22 protein-coding genes, 1 tRNA gene and 4 pseudogenes are annotated in these 22,865 nt (G+C 71.0%); 13 read left to right on the top strand and 14 right to left on the bottom strand.

What is annotated here, in order from left to right; genetic code table 11:
- Positions 1–367: 367 nt before the first annotated feature.
- The gene (locus tag AB4039_RS23950; RefSeq protein ID WP_442271784.1) at positions 368–1,345 is read right to left on the bottom strand and encodes a DUF5937 family protein; all 978 of its coding nucleotides are present in this window, start codon (positions 1,343–1,345) and stop codon (positions 368–370) included.
- Positions 1,346–1,407: 62 nt separating this feature from the next.
- Between AB4039_RS23950 and AB4039_RS23945 the strand changes: the two genes are divergently transcribed.
- Entirely contained in the window at positions 1,408–2,688 is a 1,281-nt protein-coding gene (locus AB4039_RS23945; protein ID WP_442271783.1) for an MFS transporter, read from the top strand.
- Between the two features lie 77 nt (positions 2,689–2,765).
- Here the strand turns inward: AB4039_RS23945 and AB4039_RS23940 are convergent, their stop codons facing one another.
- Positions 2,766–2,939: a hypothetical protein gene (locus AB4039_RS23940; protein ID WP_442271782.1), complete on the bottom strand. Its 174-nt coding sequence runs from the start codon at positions 2,937–2,939 to the stop codon at positions 2,766–2,768.
- A 15-nt stretch (positions 2,940–2,954) separates the two neighbouring features.
- Here AB4039_RS23940 and AB4039_RS23935 point away from each other — a divergent pair, with 15 nt between their 5' ends.
- On the top strand, positions 2,955–3,539 hold the full coding sequence (locus AB4039_RS23935) for a hypothetical protein (protein ID WP_442271781.1): 585 nt from the start codon (positions 2,955–2,957) through the stop codon (positions 3,537–3,539).
- A gap of 123 nt (positions 3,540–3,662) precedes the next feature.
- Here AB4039_RS23935 and AB4039_RS23930 read toward each other — a convergent pair.
- The 3 genes and pseudogenes from AB4039_RS23930 to AB4039_RS23920 form a co-directional block, all read right to left on the bottom strand.
- Positions 3,663–4,051: pseudogene (locus tag AB4039_RS23930) on the bottom strand (transposase); the annotation flags it as partial.
- 52 nt (positions 4,052–4,103) lie between these two features.
- Positions 4,104–5,561 (bottom strand): RNB domain-containing ribonuclease, encoded by a 1,458-nt coding sequence (locus tag AB4039_RS23925; RefSeq protein ID WP_266845579.1) that lies wholly within the window; start codon positions 5,559–5,561, stop codon positions 4,104–4,106.
- Between the two features lie 615 nt (positions 5,562–6,176).
- Entirely contained in the window at positions 6,177–6,416 is a 240-nt protein-coding gene (locus AB4039_RS23920; RefSeq protein ID WP_442271780.1) for a hypothetical protein, read from the bottom strand.
- A gap of 61 nt (positions 6,417–6,477) precedes the next feature.
- On the opposite strand from AB4039_RS23920, the gene AB4039_RS23915 reads away from it, so the two are divergent.
- A tRNA-Met gene (locus AB4039_RS23915) sits at positions 6,478–6,551 on the top strand.
- A 69-nt stretch (positions 6,552–6,620) separates the two neighbouring features.
- Here the strand turns inward: AB4039_RS23915 and AB4039_RS23910 are convergent.
- Together AB4039_RS23910 and AB4039_RS23905 are read right to left on the bottom strand one after the other, a co-directional pair.
- The gene (locus AB4039_RS23910; RefSeq protein ID WP_442271779.1) at positions 6,621–6,866 is read right to left on the bottom strand and encodes a hypothetical protein; all 246 of its coding nucleotides are present in this window, start codon (positions 6,864–6,866) and stop codon (positions 6,621–6,623) included.
- A gap of 88 nt (positions 6,867–6,954) precedes the next feature.
- The gene (locus tag AB4039_RS23905; protein ID WP_442271778.1) at positions 6,955–7,260 is read right to left on the bottom strand and encodes a hypothetical protein; all 306 of its coding nucleotides are present in this window, start codon (positions 7,258–7,260) and stop codon (positions 6,955–6,957) included.
- Between the two features lie 299 nt (positions 7,261–7,559).
- On the opposite strand from AB4039_RS23905, the gene AB4039_RS23900 reads away from it, so the two are divergent.
- The 3 genes from AB4039_RS23900 to AB4039_RS23890 all read left to right on the top strand — a co-directional run bounded on the left by AB4039_RS23900 (position 7,560) and on the right by AB4039_RS23890 (position 9,381).
- Positions 7,560–8,495 carry a helix-turn-helix domain-containing protein gene (locus tag AB4039_RS23900; protein WP_266845574.1) on the top strand — a complete coding sequence of 312 codons (936 nt, stop codon included), beginning with the start codon at positions 7,560–7,562 and terminating at the stop codon, positions 8,493–8,495.
- Positions 8,496–8,578: 83 nt separating this feature from the next.
- On the top strand, positions 8,579–8,797 hold the full coding sequence (locus tag AB4039_RS23895; protein ID WP_442271777.1) for a hypothetical protein: 219 nt from the start codon (positions 8,579–8,581) through the stop codon (positions 8,795–8,797).
- A gap of 134 nt (positions 8,798–8,931) precedes the next feature.
- The gene (locus AB4039_RS23890) at positions 8,932–9,381 is read left to right on the top strand and encodes an SRPBCC family protein (protein WP_442271776.1); all 450 of its coding nucleotides are present in this window, start codon (positions 8,932–8,934) and stop codon (positions 9,379–9,381) included.
- A 105-nt stretch (positions 9,382–9,486) separates the two neighbouring features.
- Here the strand turns inward: AB4039_RS23890 and AB4039_RS23885 are convergent, their stop codons facing one another.
- Positions 9,487–9,681, bottom strand: a complete 195-nt coding sequence (locus tag AB4039_RS23885) for a hypothetical protein (RefSeq protein WP_442271775.1) — start codon at positions 9,679–9,681, stop codon at positions 9,487–9,489.
- Between the two features lie 145 nt (positions 9,682–9,826).
- Here AB4039_RS23885 and AB4039_RS23880 point away from each other — a divergent pair, with 145 nt between their 5' ends.
- Entirely contained in the window at positions 9,827–10,102 is a 276-nt protein-coding gene (locus tag AB4039_RS23880; protein WP_266845571.1) for an isoamylase early set domain-containing protein, read from the top strand.
- Between the two features lie 282 nt (positions 10,103–10,384).
- On the opposite strand, the gene AB4039_RS23875 is transcribed toward AB4039_RS23880, so the two are convergent.
- Positions 10,385–10,789: an STAS domain-containing protein gene (locus AB4039_RS23875; RefSeq protein ID WP_266845570.1), complete on the bottom strand. Its 405-nt coding sequence runs from the start codon at positions 10,787–10,789 to the stop codon at positions 10,385–10,387.
- 368 nt (positions 10,790–11,157) lie between these two features.
- Between AB4039_RS23875 and AB4039_RS23870 the strand changes: the two are divergent.
- The 3 genes and pseudogenes from AB4039_RS23870 to AB4039_RS23860 all read left to right on the top strand — a co-directional run.
- Positions 11,158–11,472, top strand: a pseudogene (locus AB4039_RS23870) (STAS domain-containing protein); the annotation flags it as partial.
- Positions 11,473–11,726: 254 nt separating this feature from the next.
- Positions 11,727–13,247 carry a sensor histidine kinase gene (locus AB4039_RS23865; RefSeq protein WP_442271774.1) on the top strand — a complete coding sequence of 507 codons (1,521 nt, stop codon included), beginning with the start codon at positions 11,727–11,729 and terminating at the stop codon, positions 13,245–13,247.
- On the top strand, positions 13,244–13,939 hold the full coding sequence (locus AB4039_RS23860) for a response regulator transcription factor (RefSeq protein WP_266845567.1): 696 nt from the start codon (positions 13,244–13,246) through the stop codon (positions 13,937–13,939). The genes AB4039_RS23865 and AB4039_RS23860 overlap by 4 nt, the downstream gene beginning before the upstream one ends.
- Positions 13,940–14,032: 93 nt before the next feature.
- On the opposite strand, the pseudogene AB4039_RS23855 reads toward AB4039_RS23860, so the two are convergent.
- Positions 14,033–14,362: pseudogene (locus AB4039_RS23855) on the bottom strand (phosphatase PAP2 family protein); the annotation flags it as partial.
- A gap of 753 nt (positions 14,363–15,115) precedes the next feature.
- Here AB4039_RS23855 and AB4039_RS23850 point away from each other — a divergent pair.
- The 3 genes from AB4039_RS23850 (at position 15,116) to AB4039_RS23840 (ending at position 18,632) form a co-directional block, all read left to right on the top strand.
- Positions 15,116–16,636: a serine hydrolase gene (locus tag AB4039_RS23850; protein WP_442271773.1), complete on the top strand. Its 1,521-nt coding sequence runs from the start codon at positions 15,116–15,118 to the stop codon at positions 16,634–16,636.
- A gap of 361 nt (positions 16,637–16,997) precedes the next feature.
- Positions 16,998–18,008: a hypothetical protein gene (locus AB4039_RS23845; protein WP_442271793.1), complete on the top strand. Its 1,011-nt coding sequence runs from the start codon at positions 16,998–17,000 to the stop codon at positions 18,006–18,008.
- 96 nt (positions 18,009–18,104) lie between these two features.
- Entirely contained in the window at positions 18,105–18,632 is a 528-nt protein-coding gene (locus AB4039_RS23840; protein ID WP_442271772.1) for a hypothetical protein, read from the top strand.
- A 6-nt stretch (positions 18,633–18,638) separates the two neighbouring features.
- Here the strand turns inward: AB4039_RS23840 and AB4039_RS23835 are convergent.
- From AB4039_RS23835 to AB4039_RS23820, 4 genes and pseudogenes are all read right to left on the bottom strand, one after another.
- Positions 18,639–19,278: pseudogene (locus AB4039_RS23835) on the bottom strand (copper homeostasis protein CutC).
- A gap of 719 nt (positions 19,279–19,997) precedes the next feature.
- Positions 19,998–20,561, bottom strand: a complete 564-nt coding sequence (locus AB4039_RS23830; RefSeq protein WP_442271771.1) for a dihydrofolate reductase family protein — start codon at positions 20,559–20,561, stop codon at positions 19,998–20,000.
- 312 nt (positions 20,562–20,873) lie between these two features.
- Positions 20,874–22,082, bottom strand: a complete 1,209-nt coding sequence (locus tag AB4039_RS23825) for a phospholipase D-like domain-containing protein (protein WP_266845560.1) — start codon at positions 22,080–22,082, stop codon at positions 20,874–20,876.
- The gene (locus AB4039_RS23820; protein ID WP_266845559.1) at positions 22,079–22,837 is read right to left on the bottom strand and encodes a restriction endonuclease; all 759 of its coding nucleotides are present in this window, start codon (positions 22,835–22,837) and stop codon (positions 22,079–22,081) included. The genes AB4039_RS23825 and AB4039_RS23820 overlap by 4 nt, the downstream gene beginning before the upstream one ends.
- Positions 22,838–22,865: the final 28 nt, after the last annotated feature.

Raw genomic sequence — 22,865 nt, 5'->3', positions numbered from 1 at the left:
CATCTTGCACGCCCTCCCGATGATCGCCAGGTCTTGGAGCGGTCGCAGTCTAGGGCGTGGTTTGGTCCGCGGGAATGGTTACTACTAACGGCAGGAGGCCGGCGCGGCCGACCCCGAGGTCCTCGCCCTCCAGTTGACGTCCTTGCCCGACGGAGCCACTGGCGGTGTAGGCGTCGGCTGTCCCACAGGCTCCAGACGGCCCTCACGCGTCTCCGCCGGCCACTTCCGATGAGCTGGATGAATCTCCCCGGGTGGTGCCGGTGGGTGGGCACACCGGCTGGAGTTGATTCCCCGTCGTCAGCGGGAACTGATGCCGGTCGGCTGCGCGGCCGCGCCGGCCGGCGTTGTGGTGCGGCGGCTGGTGGTGTCAGTGGTAGAGGGCTTCGCCGCGGGTGGTTCTGGCGTAGAGCACGGTGCGGCCGACGCGGTGGGGGGCGATCAGGCCGGCGCGGGTGAGCCGGTGTAGGTGGACGGAGACGCCGCCGGGGGCCAGGCCGGTGCGGTGGGCGAGTTCGAGGGTGGTGGCCGGGCTCTCCAGGAGGTCCAGGAGCCTGGCGCGGGTGGCACCGAGGGCCGCGGCCAGGTCGCTGGCGGTGTCGGCGGCCTCCCACAGCGTGCCGATGCCGCGGACGGGATAGCGGATCACCGGCGTCCACGGCTCGATGGTCTTCACGTACAGGCGCGGCCAGGCGAAGGCCGAGGGCACCAGGACCAGACCGCGTCCCTCCAGGCGCCGGTGGGCCTGGTCCGGGACGCCGTGGCGCAGCGTGATGCGCAGGGTGCCGGCGGTCTGGTCGTAGGCCAGGTCGGGGTGGATGTCGGCGAGCATGGCCGCGGATCCGCGCTCGGTGAGGGTGCGGGCGCGGTGGTGGATGTCGGATTCCAGGAGGGCGCGGATGCGGGGCCAGTGCGGGGCCAGGGTGCGTTGCCAGTAGCGGTGCAGGTGGTCGGTGAGAGCGCCCAGTTCGCGTCGGGGGGCGCGCAGGAGCGGGTGGAGGATCGTGGGGAGCCGGTCGCCGTAGACGGCGGTCAGGTCGTGCCGCAGGGTCTCGATCGGGGTGGCGCGGACCTCGGCCAGCTCATCGTCCAGTTCGGTCAAGGGTGAGGSGGGGGTGGGGGCGAGGAAGCCGGGGAGCCGCCTCGGGGTGGCGGCGGCCAGTTCTCGGGCCACCGGTTCGCTCAGCAGTGGGTCACCCCGGTGGGCGGACAGCCATGGCATGTGGACGGCGCGGCCGGCGGGCCGGGTGAGCGCCCTGACCGAGGCCAGCAGTTCCCAGGCCGGGGACAGGGCCCAGCGCAGCTGGCTGAGGTCGGCGCTCTCCAGGGACAGGGTGAGGGTCGGCACGAGGATTCACTCTAGTGCGAATCCATTGAGCAGGAGTGGGCCGGTCCCCGAGGCTTCCTGCCATGACCGACATGATCGACAAGTCCTCCGCCGCTCCGGCCCCGTCGAACAGCCGCACGCCCGCTGTCTCGGGGCGGGACCGAGCCCGATACTTGACCGCCTCCGGGGTCGCCCTGTGGGGCGCCCAGATCGGTCAGGTGGCCGTCCCGTTGACGGCGGTCACCGCGCTGCACGCGGGCGCCTCGGCAACCGCGCTGCTGCGCACCGCGCTGACGCTGCCGTTCGTGCTGCTGGGTCTGCCGGTGGGCGCGTGGCTGGACCGGGTGCCCCGGCGGCCCGTCATGATCGCCGCCGACCTGGTGCGCGCGACGGCGCTGACGACCGTCCCGGTCGCCTACTGGTGCCACGCACTGACCATGGCCCAACTGCTGGCCGTCGTGACGGTGCAGGGGATGGCGACCGTCTTCTTCGACCTGGCCACCCAGAGCCTGGTCAAGGACCTCGCCCCCGGCGCGCTGCTCGCCCCCACCAACGCCCGCCTGGCCACTCTCACCCAGACCGCGATGATCGCCGCACCGCCGCTGGCCGGCTGGGCCGCCGGACTGCTGAACCCGCCCACCGTGCTCCTGGCCATGGCCGTCGGCTACGTGTGGTCCGCGGCCTGGCTGTCCGCTCTCGCTCTGCGCGAGCACCCGGCCGCCTCGGCCACGGCCCCTCATCGGCGGCTGGAACGGGAGATCACCGAGGGCCTGGCCTTCGTCGCCCGCCAGCCCGTGCTGCGCGCCGTACTGCTGTCGGGATCCCTGGTCAACATCGGCACGGCCGGGGTGACGACCCTGCTGCCCGTCCTGACCCTGACCGAACTGGGCTGGAGCGAAGGTGAACTGGGCCTGTTCCTGGGCGTCGGCGGCGTCGGCGGACTGACCGGCGCGCTGGGCGCGGTCCGGCTGGCCCGCCGGCTCGGCGCAGGCCGCGCCGCCGTGCTGGTCGGCATCGCCGTGGCTCCCCTCGCGCTGACCCTCCCGCTGCTCGGCCACCCTGTCCCCGCGCCGCTCGCCGCCCTGGCCTGGGCACTGGTCATGCTCAAGATCGGCTTCGACTCCGTGTTGATGATGACCTTCCGTCAGCAGGCCACCCCGGCCCACCTCATGGCCCGGGTCAACGGCACCATGCGCGTCTTCTTCACCGGCGCCGTCGCCCTCGGCGCCACGACCGCGGGCACCCTCGCCGCCACCACCGACACCCGCACCGCCCTCACCGTCGCAGCGGCCGCCCTGGCCTGCGCCTGGCTCCCGGCCGCCCTCTCCCCGCTGCGCCGCATGACCACACTCGTCGTGCAATAGCGCAGCCGCCCCTCACCACCTCGCCGACCGAGGGCGGAGAGATCCGCAGACCACGACGCTCGCGAAGGCCCGCTGACTCAGCCGACGGCGGCCGCGGCCGAGTCCGGCTGGTCCTGATCGCACCCGCAGGTGAACGGGCCGCGCTGGCGACTGAACCACGCCCGGTCCACCGCTGGCAGGCCGCCGATCTGGTCGGCCAACACCTTACCGGCGTCGTCCACCCGCGCGAACGGGGCCTTGTCAGTGGCCACCTGCTTACTTGGCATATGGCCGACAAGATGAGTCACAGCGATGTCCACCGCACCACGGCTCTCACACCCGACACCGAGATGGTCGAACCATACGGAGGCGGGACGGGGTTTCGGTTCAAGATCCGTAACGTGAAGATCGATGGCCAGGCCGACGTGGTACAGGTCCGCGGGGGAGGTTCACACAAGGTCAGTTTCGACATGCTGCATGATTGCTCGGAGTGTGGCAACGCCATCAACCAGGTGATCGTTGGTCTGGCGGGCCAGGATCGAGCCCAGGCGTCGGTATGGAACGGCAAGCAGCGCAGCGGGGGCGGCTTGAAGGTGGTCAATGCCGGCACGCACGTCGAGGCGCTCGCGGAAGACAACCCCGGTCCGGCGGAGTGGGTGAATGTGTCGTGCGACCTCGTTGTTCCCGACGAACCCGGCGTCTATTCGGTTCGAGCACGGTACGCCCAGGCATATCAGGGACGCCTGATGACTGTCGAAGGACGTGCGATCTCACAGCCGGAGTACCAGGACGTGCTGGGTTGGTGGAAGGTCGACCGTCCGGAGGGGCCCGGCCCGGAATCGGCCATAGGCACCATCATCGTCGAGGCGTGAAGCTGCCGGTCAGCCTCTTCGGCCAACCCCATGACGTCGACCGAGCTCGGCATGGTCTCCCCGCCGACGTCGATCGCGGCCCAGCGGGGCCGCCTCACCCGCCAGGGCGGCGGGCCCCGGGGCGCTGACGCCGATCTGACAGTTGCCCACCTTGCCCAAGGTGCCCGAGTACTGCCGGGCCGCCCGGGCGAGGCGGTGCCGTCCTTGGGGAAACCGGTGTCGTCCACCACCCACACCCGCGGCCGCACCACCCGCACGGCCCGCCACGCCAGGCGGGCCCGCACGTCAGCGACCGGCCAGGTCGAGGACGTCATGAACTGCTGCAACCGCCGATGGTCCACCCCGAGCCGCTCGGCCATCGGCTGCATCGACTCGCGCCGTCCATCCAGGAGCAGGCCCCGCAGGTACAACTGGCCCTTCGTCTGCTGGTCCCTGCGGACCCGCGGCGCGGACACCTCCCCGGCGAACTCCTCCAAACGGACGCGGCACTCAGCAAGCTCACCCGCCCTCATACAACGGGCGAACTACCGCATACCCGGCGTGACAAGACCAGCCAACAAAGCACTACTGGGCCACGGTGAAGAGGACCTTGTCCCCGTCCGCGGAGGGGTCCGCCCGCTTGAGCGTGGCCCTGACGCTGGATCCGAGCTGGAGGTCCAGGCCGTTKGTCGACTCGACCTTGGCCAGCACGGCGGGGTCGGCCAGGAACACCTTGCCCTCGCGTGGCTTGCCCCGCTCGGCGTCGGTGTCGATGACCGCGGCGTCGAACACCTCGCCCACGCGGTGCATGAGCACCGCGGCCTCGGCCAGGTCCACGATCTGCCGGTCCGCAAGGCCGCTCTTTCCCCGTGCCGTGTCGCACGGGATGCAGGACAGGGCGTCGAGCACCCAGTTCGGCGGGGCCTTGTCCGAGCACGCCGCCACGCACAGCTCACCGGCGTACCGGTCGACCAGGCGCCGCAGCGGAGCCGTGCAATGGGTGTACGGGGCCGCGATCGCCGCGTGCATCGTGTACGCCGGCTTCTGGTTGTCGCGGAAGACGGTGTACTCCGCCTTGAGCATCGTGCTGGTCGCCTCGCTGAGGAAGGCCATGTGGGTCTGCTGGCCGGGATCGAGCTTGCGGACCAGCGTTGCGTACGAGATACCGGGCTGCCAGACGATTCCCAGGGCCTTCGCGATGTCGTGCAGGCGCCTGACCACGTTCTGATCGGCCTGCTCCTTCTGGGTCCGCAGGATCCCGGTACCGGTGTCCAGCATGATCTGGGCCGCGGACATGCCGGTCATGAGGGAGAGCTGCTCGTTCCAGCCCTCCACCGGAAGCGTCGCCACGTAGCTCAGCTGGAACGATCCGTCTTCGAGGGTGACCTCCTGGTCCGGCAGGTTCACCGAGATGCCGCCGCGCGCGATCTCGACGGCCTCCCGCAGCTTGCCGATCTCGCGCAGCAGAGCGAGGGACTCCTCAGCCGTGCCGTTCTCGATGGCCTGCTGGGCGCCCGCGTAGTCGAGCTGGGCCCGGCTGCGGACCATGGCCCGGCTCACGGAGGAGTCGGTCAGGTTGCCGTAGGCGTCGAGGTCGTGCTGCCACAGCAGGGCGGGGCGGTCCTGGTTCGGCAGTAGGCTGGCCGCGCCCTCGGAGAGGACGGCTGGGTGCAGGGGCACCTTGAGGTCGGGGAAGTACAGCGACTCGATCCGGTCGTGCGCCTCGACGTCCAGCGGGCTGCCGGGCCTGACGAAGGCCGCCACGTCCGCGATCGCGTAGTACACACGGTAGCCGCCGCCGGGCCGCCGCTTCAGGTACATGGCCTGGTCGAGGTCCTTCGAGGTCGGCGGGTCGATCGTGAAGAACGGCAGGTCCCTGGCGTCGTTGTCGGGCAGGGCCGGCCCGGCTGCGGCCTTGTCGGCCGCTTTGAGTACGCGCTTGGGGAAGGCGAGGGGGACCTTCAGCTCCGTCCGAAGTTCCACCAGCGCGGCGCGCAGGGTGTCCAGGGCCTCGTCAGACATGTGCATCGGGCGGCGTCTCATGCCCCGAGCGTAGGGCGGCGGTCACGGCCCGGCGCGGTGAGCGGGTCCGGGTGGGGGAGGGCCGTCCGGGCGGGGGCGGCGGGGGCCCCGCGCGAGGCCCTGGCTTGTCTTTATCCTTCGCCGTCGAACGGGCGTCGAACTTGATCGCCCGGTTCGGTAGCCGCCGTACGCGCCGCAACCTCGGGCAGGGCATGCGCCAGGGACGCGAACGAGGACCGCACGAAGGGGCTGCCGGAAGATCAACGGCAGAGGCAGGTCATCCCACGACACGACGCTGACGTCAGTCTCCGTGAGACGCCCCAGGCAGTGGACCCGCTACACAGCCAGGGGCGGGCCGGAAGACCAGCTCCTCCAGGCCGACGAAGCCGAGCACCGGAGCGGCTGGCCAGACTCGCTCAACGACCCTGGCCGTTACCGTTGAAGAAGAACGGGCGGGTCCGCTTCCCGTCATAGCGTCGATGAAGCCGAACACGCCGTCACTTCCGTTCACCGGCGACCCTCACACCCACCGACGGAGGCGACAGCGGCGACCGTCACGTCGCGCTCCTCGCTGTCGCGCAGGGTCATCCGGCCCTCCGGAACGACAACAGGGGGACCTGCGAGGTCTGCACACCGTCATCCCGTGCGCGCGCCGGCGTCCAGTTTGTCGATCAGGGCCTGCATTTCCGACGGCCGGTTCTGCTTGTTGCCCCGGTTGTGGTTGTCCATGTGTTCCGTGGCCGCCTTGGCCTTGCCCAGGAGGTCGGCGCGCAGCCTGGGGTCCTTGTTCACCGCGTCCACGGCCTCCTGCACGCTCTTGTCCGACGCCCAGTGCGGAGCATCGCGACCTTCGTCATCGTCGGCGCCGCAGGACACCTGACCACGTCATAACGTGGCAGGAGCGGTCCCGTCGGTGCCGTAGAGTGGGGTTCACCGACGCGGGGTGGAGCAGCTCGGTAGCTCGCTGGGCTCATAACCCAGAGGTCGCAGGTTCAAATCCTGTCCCCGCTACTGAAGAAATCAGAAGGCCCCGGATCCTTGAGGATCCGGGGCCTTCTGCCTTGTCCGCCGTGTGTTGGATCAGCCGACACGGTGGAAGGTGAAGGAGCGGAAGAAGCCGCCGTCATCCGCCCATTCCACGTGAAGGGTGTTGCCCCGGGTGCACAAGCGCTGTGGTTCGGACGCCGTGACCGTCTCGGGGCTGAAGGTCAGGGCGTCACCGGCGGAAGCAAGTACGGAGAAGCCTTCGCAGTGGTGGGCGTCGCCGTCCCAGACGAATTCGGCCCGGGCGTGGCCGGGTGTTCCCCGGTTGATTGTCATGCGCACGGATGAGGTGGTGTCGTTTCCGTCCTGGGCGCGCCAGTCCCGATGAACGGGGCGGGGATCGTCTGGATGAGGGGCCCCGGGTGGCCGGTCAGCAGGGCGCGGTGATGTTCATGCAGTAGATGTAGCCGGGGCGCGGATGGGTGACCTGGTACCACCGGTTTCCGGCTGAGTTGACGACGGACTTCGTCCAGTAGACGTTGTCCCCGTACGAGGTCTGTACGACCGGATCACAGTTGACCGAGGCGCAGGACCTGATCGGGCCGCCGATGGACATCGCCCAGCCTCCGGCCATGGGGGCGGGTCCTGCCGGGTCGGCCTGGGCCGGTGCCGCCGTGATGCGGGCCAGCGCGGCGGCTCCGAGCGCCATTCCGGTGAGTAATCGACGTGTACGCATACGTATCTCTCCTTGTTTCGTCGTGGTCGCAGACCGCGGTGGATCCGCTGCGGAGGACAGCCGGCAGGGGCGCGGATTCAGGGGGCGGAAACAGGGGGCGGCCCTGCACGCGGGCAACTTCCGGCCTGATCCTCCTCCGGTCCCGACAGCTCCTTCGCGCGGTTGTCCGGTCATGCCCTTCACCGCGGCCTTCGTGCCCCCTCAGAATGGGGCCCGAATCGACGTACTTCTTGTACGAATGCGCACCCGCCCACCCGCCCGTCGCGAACGGGTGAACCTGCCACGAGACCGGGAGGGCCATGGCACTGGTACCGGAGTGCGACCGGGGCGAGAACGAGGAGCGAAGGCCGCCGGCGTGGTTGTCCGATCAGGTGATCAGGTATCGGGGGTACCGGACGCCTGGGCCGAGACCGCCCAGGGTCAACCTCCCCTCCGCCAGGGTGACTCTTGTCCTGGGCTGGGGGGAGCCTTTGTACGTACACGACGGCAACGCCCCTGAGCCGTCAGCGGATCGCCGGCGCTCGATGCTCGCGGGCCTGCGGACCACTTCCCTCATGGCCGGGTACCAAGGAGCGGGGCACGCGATCGAGGTCGAGTTCACGCCGATGGGCGCGTACCGCTGCCTCGGCCTCCCCCTGCACCACCTCACCGACGCACTCGTCCACCCTGACCACGTCATGGGACGGGGCTGGACCGCCAGGACCACTGAACGGCTCGCAGCGGCCCAGGATTGGACGAGCCGGTGGGCCGTGGTCGACGACGTCCTGGCGGCACGGGTGGCCGACCGTCCGCCTGTGTCGCCTCTGATGAATGAGGCGTGGAACGAGCTCTGGTCCCGTCGTGGCGGGATAGCCCTTCGCGAGCTGTGCCGGACCACCGGAAGGGGAAGCCGGCGTATACAGACTCTCTTCCGTGAGAACGTCGGGCTGCCGCCGCAGACCCTGTCCCGGATCATTCGGTTCCAGTACGCTCTCAGACTGCCGTCCCGCGATTACCGTTCTCTGGCCGAACTCGCGGCCATGAGCGGGTACCACGATCAGGCACACATGAACCGGGACTTCCGGACACTGTCCGGTCATACCCCCAGGCAGTTACGCGATCTCATCGGCCTGAGAACGTCGGGTACGGCAACTGGCCCCGACGAATGCCTCAGCGACTTCTTCGAAACGATGCCCCTTGCAGACCCGGGAGCTCTTCGAGCCGTACTGCCCATGGGCAACCCCGGTCCTCATTGATCACTGAACGGTCTGCCCGGGTGCCGCGGTGTCAGTGGCGATGCTTTCATTAGGCAGTTGGGCAGGGAGGGACCACCCGACTGATGGGGACCGGCCGCCAGGTCCACGGCGGTGACGTCCTCGCCATGCCGGCCAACGGCCGGATCACCGGCAACGCCGTGGACTTCGCGAAGGACCGGCGACGCCTGCACCTGGTGGACCGCAAGGTCCTCGCCCTCGCCCCATGGGCCGCCGGCTCCCGCCCGCTGTGGGAACTGCTGCGCCAGGTCCCCCCGCCCCGCAAGCCCCCCTCTCTGTCCTGAATCAGTGCATTCACCGCTGGTACGTCTGTTCGGGGGTGATGGATGAGCGGATGCCGGGCAGGGGCGACGTCAGGGGAAGAGCTCCCCGGGTACGGCCCGGCCGCCGCCGGGCCGGCGAAGAGGAAGGATGCTTCATGTCGCAGGTCGAAGAGTCGATCGAGGTCGATGTCCCCGTGCGCACCGCGTACAACCAGTGGACGCAGTTCGAGTCGTTTCCCCACTTCATGGACGGGGTGCAGCGCATCGAGCAGCGCACCGACACCATGACGCACTGGGTGACGAGGATCGGCGGGGTGACCAAGGAGTTCGAGGCGGAGATCACCGAGCAGATCCCCGACGAGCGCGTCGCCTGGACGACCCTGGGCGGCGACGTCGATCAGGCAGGCGTGGTCACCTTCCACCACCTCGCCGACAGCAAGACCAAGGTCATGCTCCAGCTCGACTACAACCCGGACGGCCTCGCGGAGCACGTCGGCGACACACTGGGCTTCGTCAAGCGGCGGATCACCGGCGACCTCAAGCGGTTCAAGGAGTACATCGAGGACCGCGGCCTCGAGACCGGTGCCTGGCGCGGCCAGGTCTGACCCCCTCGTACGAGTCCCGTGCGGGTGACTGGACACCTCCGCGGGGATGTGGCAGGGCCCGCCCGAGGGTGCGGAACGGGCGGGCCCACTGCGTGGCGGCGCGGGCTACAGCGCGTCGTCACGCATGTCGTCGTCCATCTCCTGCTCGCGGCGGCGCGAGGGGTCCTGGAGGTTGCGCTCGTGGGCCGGGCGGCCTTGCATGTCCTTCGGCTCGTCCTGGCCCGGGCGCCGGCGCTGGAGGTGCTCCTGCTCCTCGCGGCCCTTGCCCGGCTGCTGACGCTTGTCCTGCATACCGCTCATCGTGCACTCCGTGAACGTGGGGAATGTTCCACCCGCCACACTGCCACCGAGCGTCACATGCCGCATCATTTGTGTGACCAAGCGTGATCGACGGAGTGATCGCGGCCGGTTCCGCGTATCCCCGTCCCGCCCGAGGAGCTCTGCCGTGCTCGAACGCGATAGCCGTGAAGGCCGTACCGACGTCACCTTCGTCCTGCCCGCCGACACCCCGCCCGGCCCGGTCAGCGTCGTCGGCGACTTCAACGAATGGAAGCCCGGCGCCCACGAACTGACACCGCGCCCCGACGGAACCCGCGCCGTCACGGTCGCCCTCCCCGCCGACGGCAGCCACTCCTTCCGCTATCTGGCGGCCGGGGACTACTGGTTCAACGATGACAGTGCCGACGGCGCATCCGACGGAAACAGCCGCCTCACCACCTGAACGCCGCCCGGCCTGCTCCCCGGGCCCGGCCCGGGGAGCAGGCCGCCTGACGGGGGAGGACTCCGCCCGTGCGTCGGTCGCGGAGGGCGTCACCCGTTCGCGCGCCGGCGTTCGCGCACCGGTGGGTGACGCGTGCGCAGACGGGACGGAGGCTGGGCCCCCGTGGCCGCAAAGCTGATCGTCTACCCGCCGGACGCACAGGGCTGGCGCCGGGTCCGGGAGAGGCGAGGCGCCGGCCCCCAGGGGTGGGAACCGTCTGTGTGAGCAACGGACCCGGCCGTGCTAGACGCCGGACAGCCATCCGGCACCGAAATCCGAGGAGTCTCGTGCGCGCTGCGCCCGCTCCTCGATCAGGCGGCGAAAGCCCGCCACAGCGTACCTCTCGCCAGTGGCCGCGCGGCGTCCGCGGATACCTGCGATGTCGGCCATGAACTGCTGGGGCTGGGGCTGCCAGCCGACGACCCGGACGCGCAGGCCCAGGCTCTCCGCCCGCCGGTGCAGGGCCAGGAGTTGAAGGAGGCCGTCGGCATCCATGGACACCGTGCCGTGCAGGTCGACCATGAGGTCCCGCTCGGCAGAGGTGACATCGTCCAGCGCCCGCCGGAGCGCCGCGCCCCCGGCCTCGTCGAGTGCCCCGGTGACGCTGACCAGGACCGTGCCGTAACGCTGGACGTGCGTGGTGATCAATGCGCTCTCCTGCCGCCGGGGGCGCCGGGTCCCCCGGCCTCCCCATCCTGGCTCGGCGTTCCCGGGGCGGATGCGAGGCACGCTGACGCTCCGGCGCACAACCTGGACTGCGACCGTGCGCCGAGTGCCCTTGACCACCAGTTGGCCAGCCGGGCGCCGCGGCCGCCCAGGCCGCTCGACGGGCACCCCGTACAGGACAGCGACGACGAGATCGTGAGGATCGCGACTGTCAGCAGCAGGGGCGCGGCCGGGCAGCGGGCGGCCGACGGGTCACTGCGGGGTCTGGGGCGGTGGGGCCGGGCCGACAGGCGCGTGCGGAGTGTCTCGGCGAAGTCCTGGGCGCGGGCCAGCTGGAGGCGGGGTTGGTGCGCGCCGCCCGCCTCGCAGAGGTGTCCCGGCTCACCGCCCCGGACGCAACCAGCAGCGTCCTGTACACGGTGACCGGCGAGCTGTTCTTCGCTTCCTCCACCGACCTCGTCGGACAGTTCGACTACGCCGACGACCCGGAGGAGGTCGTCATCGACCTGTCCGCCGCCCATATCTGGGACGCCTCCTCCGTCGCCGCCCTCGACGCTGTCGAGACCACGTACGAGCAGCGCGGCAAGACGGTAAGGATCACAGGCCTGAACCGCTCCAGCGCCGACCTCCACGGCAGACTCACCGGCGAACTCACCAGCCACTGACAAGATCGACAATCGGCCGCCGACCGGGCCGGGCCGCTGGTTCTCCGGCAGTGCGCCGAGCTGGGCGACCCTGGCCGGGCGACGCTCGCCGAGGCTTGACCGCACGCCGCACCCGCACGTGCGACCGACTCCCCATCATGGCCGTCGAGCAGTCCTTGATCCGGCCTGCTCGGCAAGAGGCATGGGATCCCGGGCCTGCGGTAGTGGACTTTCGTTGGTGCCGCGGGGGCGCGGAGTTCCGTAGGGTCGCGTTCGTGAGAACACTGATCACCAAGGCCCGGGTGCCGGCACCGGTACTGTCCGCAGGCCTCTTCATCGGGGCGGTGGCGGCCGTCGGCACAGGTGTCGCCACCCTGTGGTGGGGCATACCGGCGGCGGTCTGCGCCTTCCTCGCGGGCTGGCAGCCGGGGCGGAACCGGAGCGCGGGGGCGGCCTTGGCCGCAGTGCTCGCGGCCGCTGTTGTGGCTGTGCTCCTGGTGCCGGCGTGGCTGGGCTGGGCGAGCCGGTTCGTGGGGTTGTTGCTCGTGGCGGCGATGCTGCCGTGGTTCGCGGGCCGGTTCCTGCGCCAGTCCCGCGAACTGGTGCGGGCCGGGTGGGAGCGGGCCGCGCGGCTGGAGCGGGAACAGCATCTGGTCGCCGAGCAGGCCCGGTTGCGCGAGCGGACCCGGATCGCGCAGGACATGCATGACCTCCTCGGCCACGACCTCAGCCTCATCGCCCTGTCCGCGGGGGCACTGAAGCTGGCCCCCGGCCTTTCCGAGGAGCACAGGGCCACCGCCCGGGACATCCGCGCCAGGGCGGGAGCCGCCGTGGACCGGCTCGGCGAGGTGATCGGTGTCCTGCGCGAGCCGTCGGATCTGGCTCCGGGGCCCGAAATCGGAACCGGGGTCAACGAACCCGGCGCTGGGCTCACCGAACTCGAACGCCTGGTGGACCGGGCGGCCGCGGCGGGGCTTGACGTCCGGCTGCGTGTGGAAGGCGAAGCAGCTGCAGGTGACGCCCTGCTGGTCGTCGAGCGGGCCGTGCAGCGCGTCGTCCAGGAGGGGCTGACGAACGTTGCCAAGCACGCGCCCGGGCACCGGGCGACCGTCGTCCTGCGGCACATGGAAGGACGGACCGAGGTCAGTGTGACGGACGAGCCGGTGTCCACCGTGTCCGCGGCCCACCATGACCACGCCGCCCGCCCCGAACAGGGGTCCTGGGCTTCCGCATCCGGCGAGGGCCACCGCTTCGGGCTCATCGGCCTGGATGAACGCGTCCGACTGGCCGGTGGCACCTTCACATCGGGCTCCGAGCGCGGCGGGTTCGCCGTCCGGGCCACGCTCCCGCACCGTCCCGGGGCCGTGCCCCCGCCGCGCCGCGCCGCGCCCGATGGTCCAGGTGCCGTACTGCCTCCCGAGCACCACAGTGCCCGTCGTCGGCTGGGCCGTACCGCCGCCGCGGCCGTCCTGGTGCCGCTGTGCACCACCGCGTTGCTCATCGGCGGGGTACGGGCGTGGGACACCGTGACGGCACGGCAGTCGGTACTCGCTCCCCAGGACTACGCCCTGCTGCACATCGGCCAGCCACGCGCGGACGTGGCGCCGTACCTGCCCGAGCGCCAGACGACGCGCCGCCCTGCAGCACCCACGCCCGCACCGCAGGGTGCGGCCTGCGAGTTCTACGTACAGACCAGCGACCCCTTCGATGACCGCTCGGGGGACATCTACCGTCTCTGCTTCCGGGCCGGCCGCCTGGTCTCCACCGACGACTACACCGGGAAGGCCGTCCGATGATCCGGATCCTGATCGCCGACGACGAGCCCATGATCCGCGCAGGCGTCCGCGCGGTCCTTGCCAGCGACCCCGGCATCACCGTCGTCGCCGAGGCAGCCGATGGCCACCAGGCGGTGGAGCTCGTCCAGCGCCACCGCCCGCAGGTGGCCGTCCTCGACATCCGGATGCCGGGAACCGGCGGTTTGGAAGCCGTCGGCGAAATACGAAGGACCGTCCCCGAAACGGGGATCGTGATGCTGACGACCTTCGGGGAGGACGAGTACATCCTGCGGGCACTGAGCGAAGGTGCCGCTTGCTTCCTGATCAAGTCCGGCGAGCCGGAGGAGCTGATCGCCGGTATCCGGGCGGTCGCCGACGGCGCCGCCTACCTGTCACCGAAGGTCGCGGCACGGGTCGTCGCTCATCTCGCCGCCGGCGGTGCGGGCGCCCAGGCCGGCCGCCGCTCCGCGGCCCGCGCCCGCGTCGAGGCGCTGACGGCCCGGGAGCGGGACGTGCTCGGCTTCCTTGGCAGCGGGTTCTCCAACGGGCAGATCGCGCGCCGCCTGCGCCTGGCGGAGGGGACGGTGAAGGCCCACGTCAGCTCGATCCTCGCGCGCCTGGGGGTCGACAACCGGGCTGCGGCGGCCGTGGTCGCGCACGAGGCCGGCGTGGTCCCGGTGCCGTCCGACCGGCTGACGTACGAGGAAAGCTGACACCGCCCGTACGACAATCGGCAGTACGAGGAGCCGCACGGTCACCACGGCCGTTGCACCGAGCGCCGTGCCCGCCAAGACGTCGTGCGGATAGTGCACCCCGACCAGCACCCGCAACAGGGCGGCCGCCCCGGCCACCGGCAGCACCAGGCCGGCGAGCCGAGGACGTACCAAGATCACACCGACCGCCAACGCCACTGCCAGAGTGGCGTGGTTGCTGGTGAACGACCAGTCGCCCGGCTCGGGACACGATGCGAGGGCCGAGACCCCTGGCAGGACCCGGCACGGACGTTCCTCCGCGACGAGGAGTTTGACCGCCTCACTGAGCCCGTAGGCGACGACGGTCCCGGCGGCGGCCACTGCTACCCCGGCCAGGCCCGGGGCGTCACGGCGGCGCAGGGCGCTCCAACCGACCCAGGCCATGAGCAGGCCCAGGAGCAGCAAAGTGCCCTCACTCGCCGCTTGCAGGGCGGTCTCGGCCCAGGCCGGCCCGTCCGCCACGCTCCCGGTCAGCGCCCGGTAGGTCCTCGCCGAGAGGCCCGCCGTGACGTGCACCGGTCCGTTCGTGCCCAGTGTGCCGTCGGGTGCCAGCCAAACCACGCCCGCCGCCCCCGCTCCGGCCGACGCGACCGCCACCGGCAGTCTCCGGCCCCACCTGTACCGCTTGATCGATTCCATGCCGCCGACGGTAGGAACACCGCAGGCCGGGTGCCCTGGCCGAAGGGCAGCCCGGTACCCCGACGATCGTCAGGGTTGACCGGTACAGGCTGAAGGGACACGGGACTGGCCTCGAAGATCCAGAGGCCGTCACGAAGCCGTGATGGTCATGCGGCAGCGGCTTCGGTAGGACCGCCTGCCAGACCCCGGCCGGCCTGCGCGGGACTGGCCCGGGGCGGCTCGCGACCTGGGTGACGAACCGCAAGGTGCGTGGCGCCCAGGCGATGACCTATGCGGCCCTCGCCGCAGGGCGGGCCCAGCACACCGCGGTGGCCGGGGAGAGCACCACCGCTGCCGTGGGCAGTGCCCTGACCCGGTCCGTTCAGGCTCTCTGAACGCCGAGATCGCTGCCGAGGCGATCCTCAGGCCTGCCCGGCATGGGCCCAGCGCCGCCCCGCCTGCATTTCGTACCCGGGCTCTGCCCAGGCGCCCCATGCGGGGCCAGCGTTCAATGGACGTATGCGACGCAACAGCAAGCACAGGGCGCTGGCAGTGGCCGCCGGCCTCGCCCTCGCGGCCGGGACCGGTGCCGCCGCACCGTCGCCAAGCCCCGGCGGCTTCGACGTGTCCAGGGCCCTGGACACGCTGGACACGCAGGTGCAGGACGGCATACGGCGCACCGGGGTGCCCGGTGTCTCGGTGGCAGTGGTCCACGACGACAAGGTCGTCTACCTCAAGGGCTTCGGTGTCCGCAGCACCGAAGCCCCTGGCGGGAAGGTCGGCCCGGACACCGTCTTCCAGCTCGCCTCGGTCTCCAAACCGGTGGCCACGACCGTCCTGGCGCAGGCCCTCGGCGCCGACGGCTTCGACGACCCGCTCAAGGGAATCACCCTCAAGGACCCCTGGGTCAGCTCGCACGTGACGGCAGCCGACCTGCTCTCGCACCGCTCGGGCCTGCCCGACCACTCCGGAGACCTCCTCGAGGATCTGGGCTACGACCAGTCGTACATCCTGTCCCACCTGCGCTACGAGCCGCTCAGCCCGTTCCGCACCAGCTACGCGTACACCAACTTCGGCTTCACCGCGGCCGCCGAGGCCGTCGCCAAGGCCAAGGGTGTGCCCTGGGACAAGCTCTCCGACGACCTGCTGTACAAGCCCGCCGGGATGACGCACACCAGCTCCCGCTTCAGCGACTACGAGAAGGCGGCCGACCGCGCCCTCACCCACGTCAAGACCGCCGACGGCACCTGGAAGCCCCTCTACGTCCGCGATGCCGACGCGCAGACCGCTGCCGGCGGCGTCAGCTCGAACGCCCGGGACATGGCCCGCTGGCTGCGCCTCCAGATGGACGGCGGAAAGATCGACGGCAAGCAGGTCATCAACAGCGCCGGCCTGGCCGAGACCCACGTCCCGCACAGCATCAGCCAACCCGCCGCCGAACCGAACGCCCAGCCCGGCTACTACGGCCTTGGCTGGAACGTGCGCTACGACGACCACGGCCGGCTGCGCCTGAGCCACTCCGGCGCCTTCGCACTCGGCACCAACACCAACGTCACCCTGCTCCCCGCCGAGAAGCTCGCCATCGTGGTGCTGACCAACGGCGCCCCCTCGGGCCTCCCCGACACCATCGCCCTCAACTTCTTCGACACCGCCGAGCACGGCAAGCCCACCCGGGACTGGCTGCCCGTGGTGGCCAAGTCCTACGAAGAGCAGCTCAACGAGGGCGGCTCGGACACGGACTACGCCAAGCCGCCCGCCAACCCGAAGCCGGCCCGCCCGGACAGCGCGTACACCGGTACGTACACCAACCCGTTCTACGGGCGGGCAGCCGTCACGGCCGGCCCGGGCGGCGGACTGGTCCTGCACCTGGGACCGAAGCCGCAGAACTACCCGCTCACCCACTACGACGGGAACACCTTCAGCTTCGAGACCGCCGGCGAGAACGCGGTCGGACGCACCGGGGTGACCTTCACCGACAGCCGGATGCGCGTGGAATACCTGGACACCAACGGGCTGGGCACCTTCGAGAAGGCCGGGTAGCGTCCTTCCTTCGGAACGTCTCGCCGACCGGACGAAGGCGGCAGCGAGGTGGAGGGCGGCTGGTTCAGCGAACAGGACCATCCCGATCAAGGGGGTGCCCGAAGGATCCGGCGTCACCCTGATCGCGCGGGGCTCCGACGCCCCTGCCGTGCTCGGCGACCGGTCGATCGCCTACCTGGGGTGTGACCGAGATGCGCGCCAAAGGGACAACGGGATGATCTTGAAGCCCTGAGCGCCCGTCACTCATTCGGCTCAGTGTCGTTGGTGGTGATGTTGAGCGTCGTCTGGGGCCTGGGGTGGGTCGTGACATCGATTGAGCGGACCGCGTACCCGCGGTTCAAGCGGCTGATCACCGCGTGAGCTGCATCTGTTCTTCTCCCCGAGCCGCGATGAGTTGGAGTGGGCGGCCGATGCCACGGACTGTGATGAGCATCTGCTGGCGCTGCTGCTGATACTGAAGTCGTACCGGCGTATGGGGTGTTTCCCGGCGCTGGAGGACGTCCCGGAGATGGTGGTGGACTTCGTCCGGCGGGCGGTGGAGCTGCCGGAGGGCACGCTGGAGGAGCAGCGGCTCCTGCTGTGGCCCAAGCCGTACCGGAGCGTGAAGTCGGCGAAGTGGTCGTCGGCGGACCTGGTGCTGATCGACGAGGCGGCCGACCTGGTGGAGCGCACGCACTCGCTCGGCCACGTCGTCCTCGACGAGGCGCAGGACCTGTCGCCGATGCAGTACCGGGCGGTGGGCCGGCGCTGCACGACCGGCTCCGCGACCGTGCTGGGCGACCTCGCGCAGGGCACGACCCCGTGGGCCACGCGCAGCGGGGACGAGGCGCTGGCGCACCTGGGCAAGCCGGAGGCGGGGCTGGAGGAGCTGACGGCCGGCTTCCGCGTACCGCGCGAGGTGATCGCGTACGCCTCGCGGCTGCTGCCGTCGATCTCGYCGGGGCCGGCCCCGGTCTCCTCGGTCCGTGAGACGCCGGGCTCGCTGGTCGTCACGCCGACGCCGGACCTGATGGCGTCGGTCCTGGACGCCTGCCGCGCTGTGCTGGGCCACGAGGGCTCGATCGGCCTGATCGCGGCCGACACCCGGATCCCGGAGCTGGCCGAGGCCCTGCGCGCGGCGGAACTGCCGTATCTGGCGCCGGGCGAGGAGACGACGGCGCAGGCCCGGCTGACGCTGGTGCCGGCCTCGCTGGCGAAGGGCCTGGAGTACGACTACGTGGTGCTGGACGAGCCCGCCGCGATCGTCTCCGGCGAACCCGACGAACGCACCGGCCTGCGCCGCCTCTACGTGTGCCTCACCCGTGCCGTCTCGGGTCTGCACGTCCTGCACGCCGCCGCGTTGCCGGCGGCCCTCGGACCTGCCCTTCCGTAGCTCCGGTGGACACGGCCGGTGGACGGCAGGACGATGGACGTGTTCACACCTCCCCGGGCCCGGTTCTTGCGTGATCCATCCGAGGAAGGACGAACGATGAAACCCCGCATTCGACTGGCCGTGCTGGCGCCCGTGCTCGTGTCCTCGCTGGCACTCGGGTCGGCACCGTTGCTGGCGGCTTCCGCGCAGGCGGCAGCGGTGCCTTCCCTGACGTGCAGCGTGAAGCAGACCCCCAACACCACGGGCAAGTACAACGTCTCGGTCACAGGAGCCCAGCCGGGGACGACCGTCACCGTCCGCGGTGGTAGTGCGACCCACCAGTTCATCTTCGCCACCAATGCCGACGACGACGGGAACGCCTCCACCAGCGGGTTCATCCCGGCCGGCAAGGTGACGGCCTCGAACCAGGACGACAAGGTCACCTGCGGCACCGTCAAGCAGGCCGAACAGAAGAACGCCCAGGACCAGTACAACGCGGGCTTCCAGAGGGGTCTGTCCGAAACACTGAAAACCTGCAAGCAGCAGTCCGCCAACCAGCAGGGGCTCGTGCAGCCGGACCCGAACTACGAGCGCGGCTACAACGCGGGCGTGGACAAGGCGCTCAGCAGCCCCAAGTGCCAGTAGTGCTGATCACCCGTCACTGAAGCGGCCGGCGGTCGGCGGCTGCGAAAGGGCCTTGCGCCACTCCGCGACCGCCGACGCCGAGACCGGGGCGTCCCACCCCTGCGGCCGGGCCGCCCCGCCGATGTGGAAGGCGTCGATGCCCGCGGTCCGCAGCCGCGGCAGGTGCGCCAGGGTGAGGCCGCCACCGACCATGATCCGCGCCACGTACCCCGGCTCGCCCCGCCGCGCCGCCTCGGAGAGCAGCACGGGAAGGCCCTCGTCGACCCCGTCGGCCGAACCTGCCGTCAGGTAGGCGTCGAGCCCCGGCAGGTCGGCGAGGGCCTTGCGCGCCTGGCCGCGGTCCGCCGCCCGGTCCAGCGCCCGGTGGAAGGTCCAGCGGCAGCCCTCCAGCTCCGCCAGGACGGCCTCCACCGCGGCCAGGTCGGGGCTGCCGTCCGGGGTCAGGAACCCGAGGACGAACTCCTGCGCCCCCCTCAGCCCGCAGCACCCGTGCCTGCTCCACCAGCAGGTCGACGGGGCCGGCGGCGAACCCGTCCGTCCGGCGGATCATCACGCGCAGCGGGACGTCGACCGCCGCGCGGATCGCCGCGAAGGTCTCGCGCGGCGGGGTGAGCCCGTCGGCGGCCATGTCGGTGACCAGCTCCAGCCGGTCGGCCCCGCCGACCTAGCGCTGCGTAACGCTCAGGTCTGCGATCGGCGCGACGGGCGGCGGTGCGGCGGTGCGGCGGTGCGGCGGTGCGGCGGATAGCGGTAGCAGTTGTTCCACTTCAAGAGCGGCTTATCGGACTTTCGTTCATTGGCGGACCGTCAGGGTGGTGCCGCAGTAAATGCCGGATTTACTGCGGCAGATCTCCCTGACGCCATGGGGGTGGATGCCAGATCATCCCGTTGCCCCTTTGGCGCGTATCTCGGTCACACCCCTACCTCGTCCACGTACGGACCCACCACGGGGACACCCCGCAGGCAACGTGCGCGCGGGAGAGGACCCCGCCCTGTCCGTGCACCCGGCTGGGACTCCCGATCACCTGCTGCCGCCGGGAGATGTGCCGGCCAAACCCTTGTGCCGCCTGGTGTTCCAGTGGCCGGGGCGTGACGCCCTCCTTCCGGCGCCCGTGAACACACGGCAGGCGACGGCCGAGCCCCGGAGGAGCAGTGATCATCTGGACCGACGGGGCGTTCGGCTTGGGGAAGTCGACCCTGGCGGCCGGGCTTCATCAGGCACTGGCTGGACCGGTGGCGCGTCGCGGACCCCGAGGCTGTCGGCACCCTCCTTCGCAGCAGCCCGGGCGGCCACCCCATTCACCTCAGTGGTGGCGCGCGCGTTCGCGTGGACCCCGGCAGGCCGTCGAATCGCGTGACGGGCGCTCAGCGCCTCGTCTCGTACCTGGTCAGGATCACGCCGCAGGGAAGCGTCCGCGTCYCCAGCAGGTTCAGGTTCACCCAGCTGTCCAGCGTGGTGAAGAACGGCGTGCCGCCGCCCACCAGCACCGGCGCGGTGGCCAGCACGTACTCGTCGACCAGCCCGGCCCGCATGGCCGCCCCGGCGAGCGTCGCGCCGCCGATGTCCATCGGGCCGCCGTCCTCGGCCTTGAGCCGGGTGATCTCGGCGACCGCGTCGCCGGTGACCAGGCGGGTGTTCCAGTCGACCTCGTCGATCGTCGAGGAGAACACCACCTTCGACATGTCCCGCCAGCGGCGCGCGAACTCGATCTGCGCGGAGGTGGCGTTGGGCTGCTGGTCGCCGGTCGGCCAGTAGGAGCTCATCGTCTGCCACAGCTTGCCCCCGTACAGCGACAGGTCGGTCGCCTGCAACTGGTCGGACCAAAACTGGAACAGCTCGTCGCTCGGCACGCTCCAGCCGATGTCGTCGCCGGGCGCGGCGATGTAGCCGTCCAGGGTCAGGTTCATGCCGTAGATCAGTTTCCGCATGGCGCCAGCCTTCCGTGAGTCGGTCTCACGCGCACAGACCGGCGCGCGGGAACTCATCGGTGCGCGATCCGGGCTCGCATGTAGTCCTCGTGCTCGGTGGCTCAGCCGCAGACTCATCGTTCCGCCGAGGAAATGGCATCGATCTGAGACTGATCTCGGGTGACATCGCGGTGCGGTCTCGTCCGCGGTGACCGGCTCCGCACACGACACCACGGTGACGCCGTCGCGCTGGTAGGACGTTGCTTGCAACGTCTTGTGGATCACCGCGGGGTGAGCCGCGACGGACTCGCGCGCCTCGGAGGGGGCGCCGCCTCACAGGAAACGGCGCAGCGGACGGACCGAGAGCTCCCGGGCGCGCTGGAGCACGGAGCGGCGGCGCCAGCGTCCCGGAGCGATGCGCGTGCTGGCCCGGAGGTCCTCGTCGTAGTGCTCGTCCAGGGTGCGGGTGACGGCCGGGTCCATGACGGCCAGCATGACCTCCTCGTCGTGGTCGAGGGAGCGGCGGTTGAAGTTCGACGAGCCGATGAGGGAGACGACCCCGTCCATCGTCATGATCTTGGCGTGCATCATCGTCGGCTGGTATTGGTGGATGCGCACCCCGGCGGCGGTGAGCGCCTCGTAGTGGTGCTGCCCCGCCAGTTGGCACACCCGTTTGTCGGTGTGCGGGCCGGGCAGCAGGATCTCGACGGTCACGCCGCGGCGGGCGGTGGCGGACAGCAGCTCGACGAAGTAGTCGTCGGGGGCGAAGTACGCGGTCGCCAGGCGCACTCGCTCCTCCGCCGATTCCAGGACGACCCGCATCAGCGTCTGCATGTCCTGCCACCCGAAGGCGGCCGAGCCGCGGACCACCTGGACGACCGCCGGGCCGGCCGGCTCGTGGCTCACGAAACGGTCGCGGTCGTCGAAGAGCTCGGGATGGCACTCCGCCCAGTTCTGGGCGAACGCCGCGGCGATCCCGTCGACCGCCGGCCCGCGGACCTCGGCGTGCGTGTCCCGCCACTCGTGGGGGTTGCGGGCGTCGCCGCACCATTCCTCGGCTATGCCGACGCCGCCCGTGAAGGCGGTCCGTTCGTCGACGACGAGGACCTTGCGGTGGCAGCGGTGGTTCTGCTTGAGCGGGGAGAGGAAGACGGGTCTGCGGAACCAGGCGACGTCCACCCCGGCCGTGCTCATCCGGTCCAGCAGGTCCTGTTCGATCAGGCGGCTGCCGAAGCCGTCCAGCAACAGCCTTACGCGCACGCCGTTGCGGGCCCGCTCGGCCAGGGCCTCGGCGAACCGGCGGGCGATGTCGCCCTTCCAGTAGACGAAGGTCATCATGTCGATGGTGTGCCGGGCGCGGGAGATGGCGTCGAGCATCGCGGCGAAGATCTCGTCGCCGTTGCGCAACGGACGTACGGAGTTCCCCTCGGTCGCCGCGATGCCGATGAGGCGTTCGAGGCGGCGGCGGATGCGGTGGATGCGCTCCTCGGCCCGGTCGGCGACGTCGGCCGCGGTGGTGACGGTGTCGGCGGTGGTGGTCATGACGTGGCTCCTCGGGCAGGGGTGGACGGGACGGGTGCGGGCGCGCCGGCGCCGGACTCCCACGGTGGAGGCGCCTCCTGTGCGGTCCAGGCGGCCAGTGCCTCGCCGTCGACGCGGACTATCCCGCAGGTGTCGGCGTACTCGGCGGCGGGCGCGGTGAAGGAGCTGGTCGTCACGATGACGGCGACGTCGGCCTCGTGGACCGCGAAGCAGGTTCCGCCGAAGCGCTGGAGGTCCTGCGAGCCGACCCGGTTGTCCTCGGCGTAGTGCTTGCACTGGAGCACGACGCGTCGCCCGTCCGCCGTCGTCGCGAGGACGTCGGCGCCCAGGTCGCCCGCTCCGCCCACCACCTCCACCGGGGTGCAGCCGTCCCGTGCGCACAGGGCGGCCACCGCGTGCTCGAAGCCGTCGGCGTCGACCGCGGCGTGGTCGAGCGCGTCACCCCCGACCTCGGGAAGGTCCACGGGCGCCTCCGCGTACCCGGCGGGCCGCCGCGGGCCGCCGGGCCGGCGCCGGACGGGCGCGAAGCTCCACTTCGCCAGGAGCGCCCCCAGCAGCAGCACGGCCAGGGCGGCGATCGGCGTCACCGGGAGCCTCACCCCGTCCGCCGGGGCGGCCTTCAGGAAGGCGGCCACGCCTGCGACGGCGGTGCCGAGCAGCCCGAGCGCGAGCAAGGCGTCGCGCCCCAGGCCCGCACGCCCCGCGGGTCCGCTGCCGCGTACGGACGCGGGCGCGTCCTCCTCGGGTGTGGTCATACGAGTTCCCCCTCTCGCTCCGGCACAC

It is taken from the genome of Streptomyces sp. M-16, assembly GCF_052114405.1.
Classification (GTDB): domain Bacteria; phylum Actinomycetota; class Actinomycetes; order Streptomycetales; family Streptomycetaceae; genus Streptomyces.
Note: the sequence above shows the minus strand (reverse complement) of the source record. Positions and strands in the feature narration are given on the sequence as shown.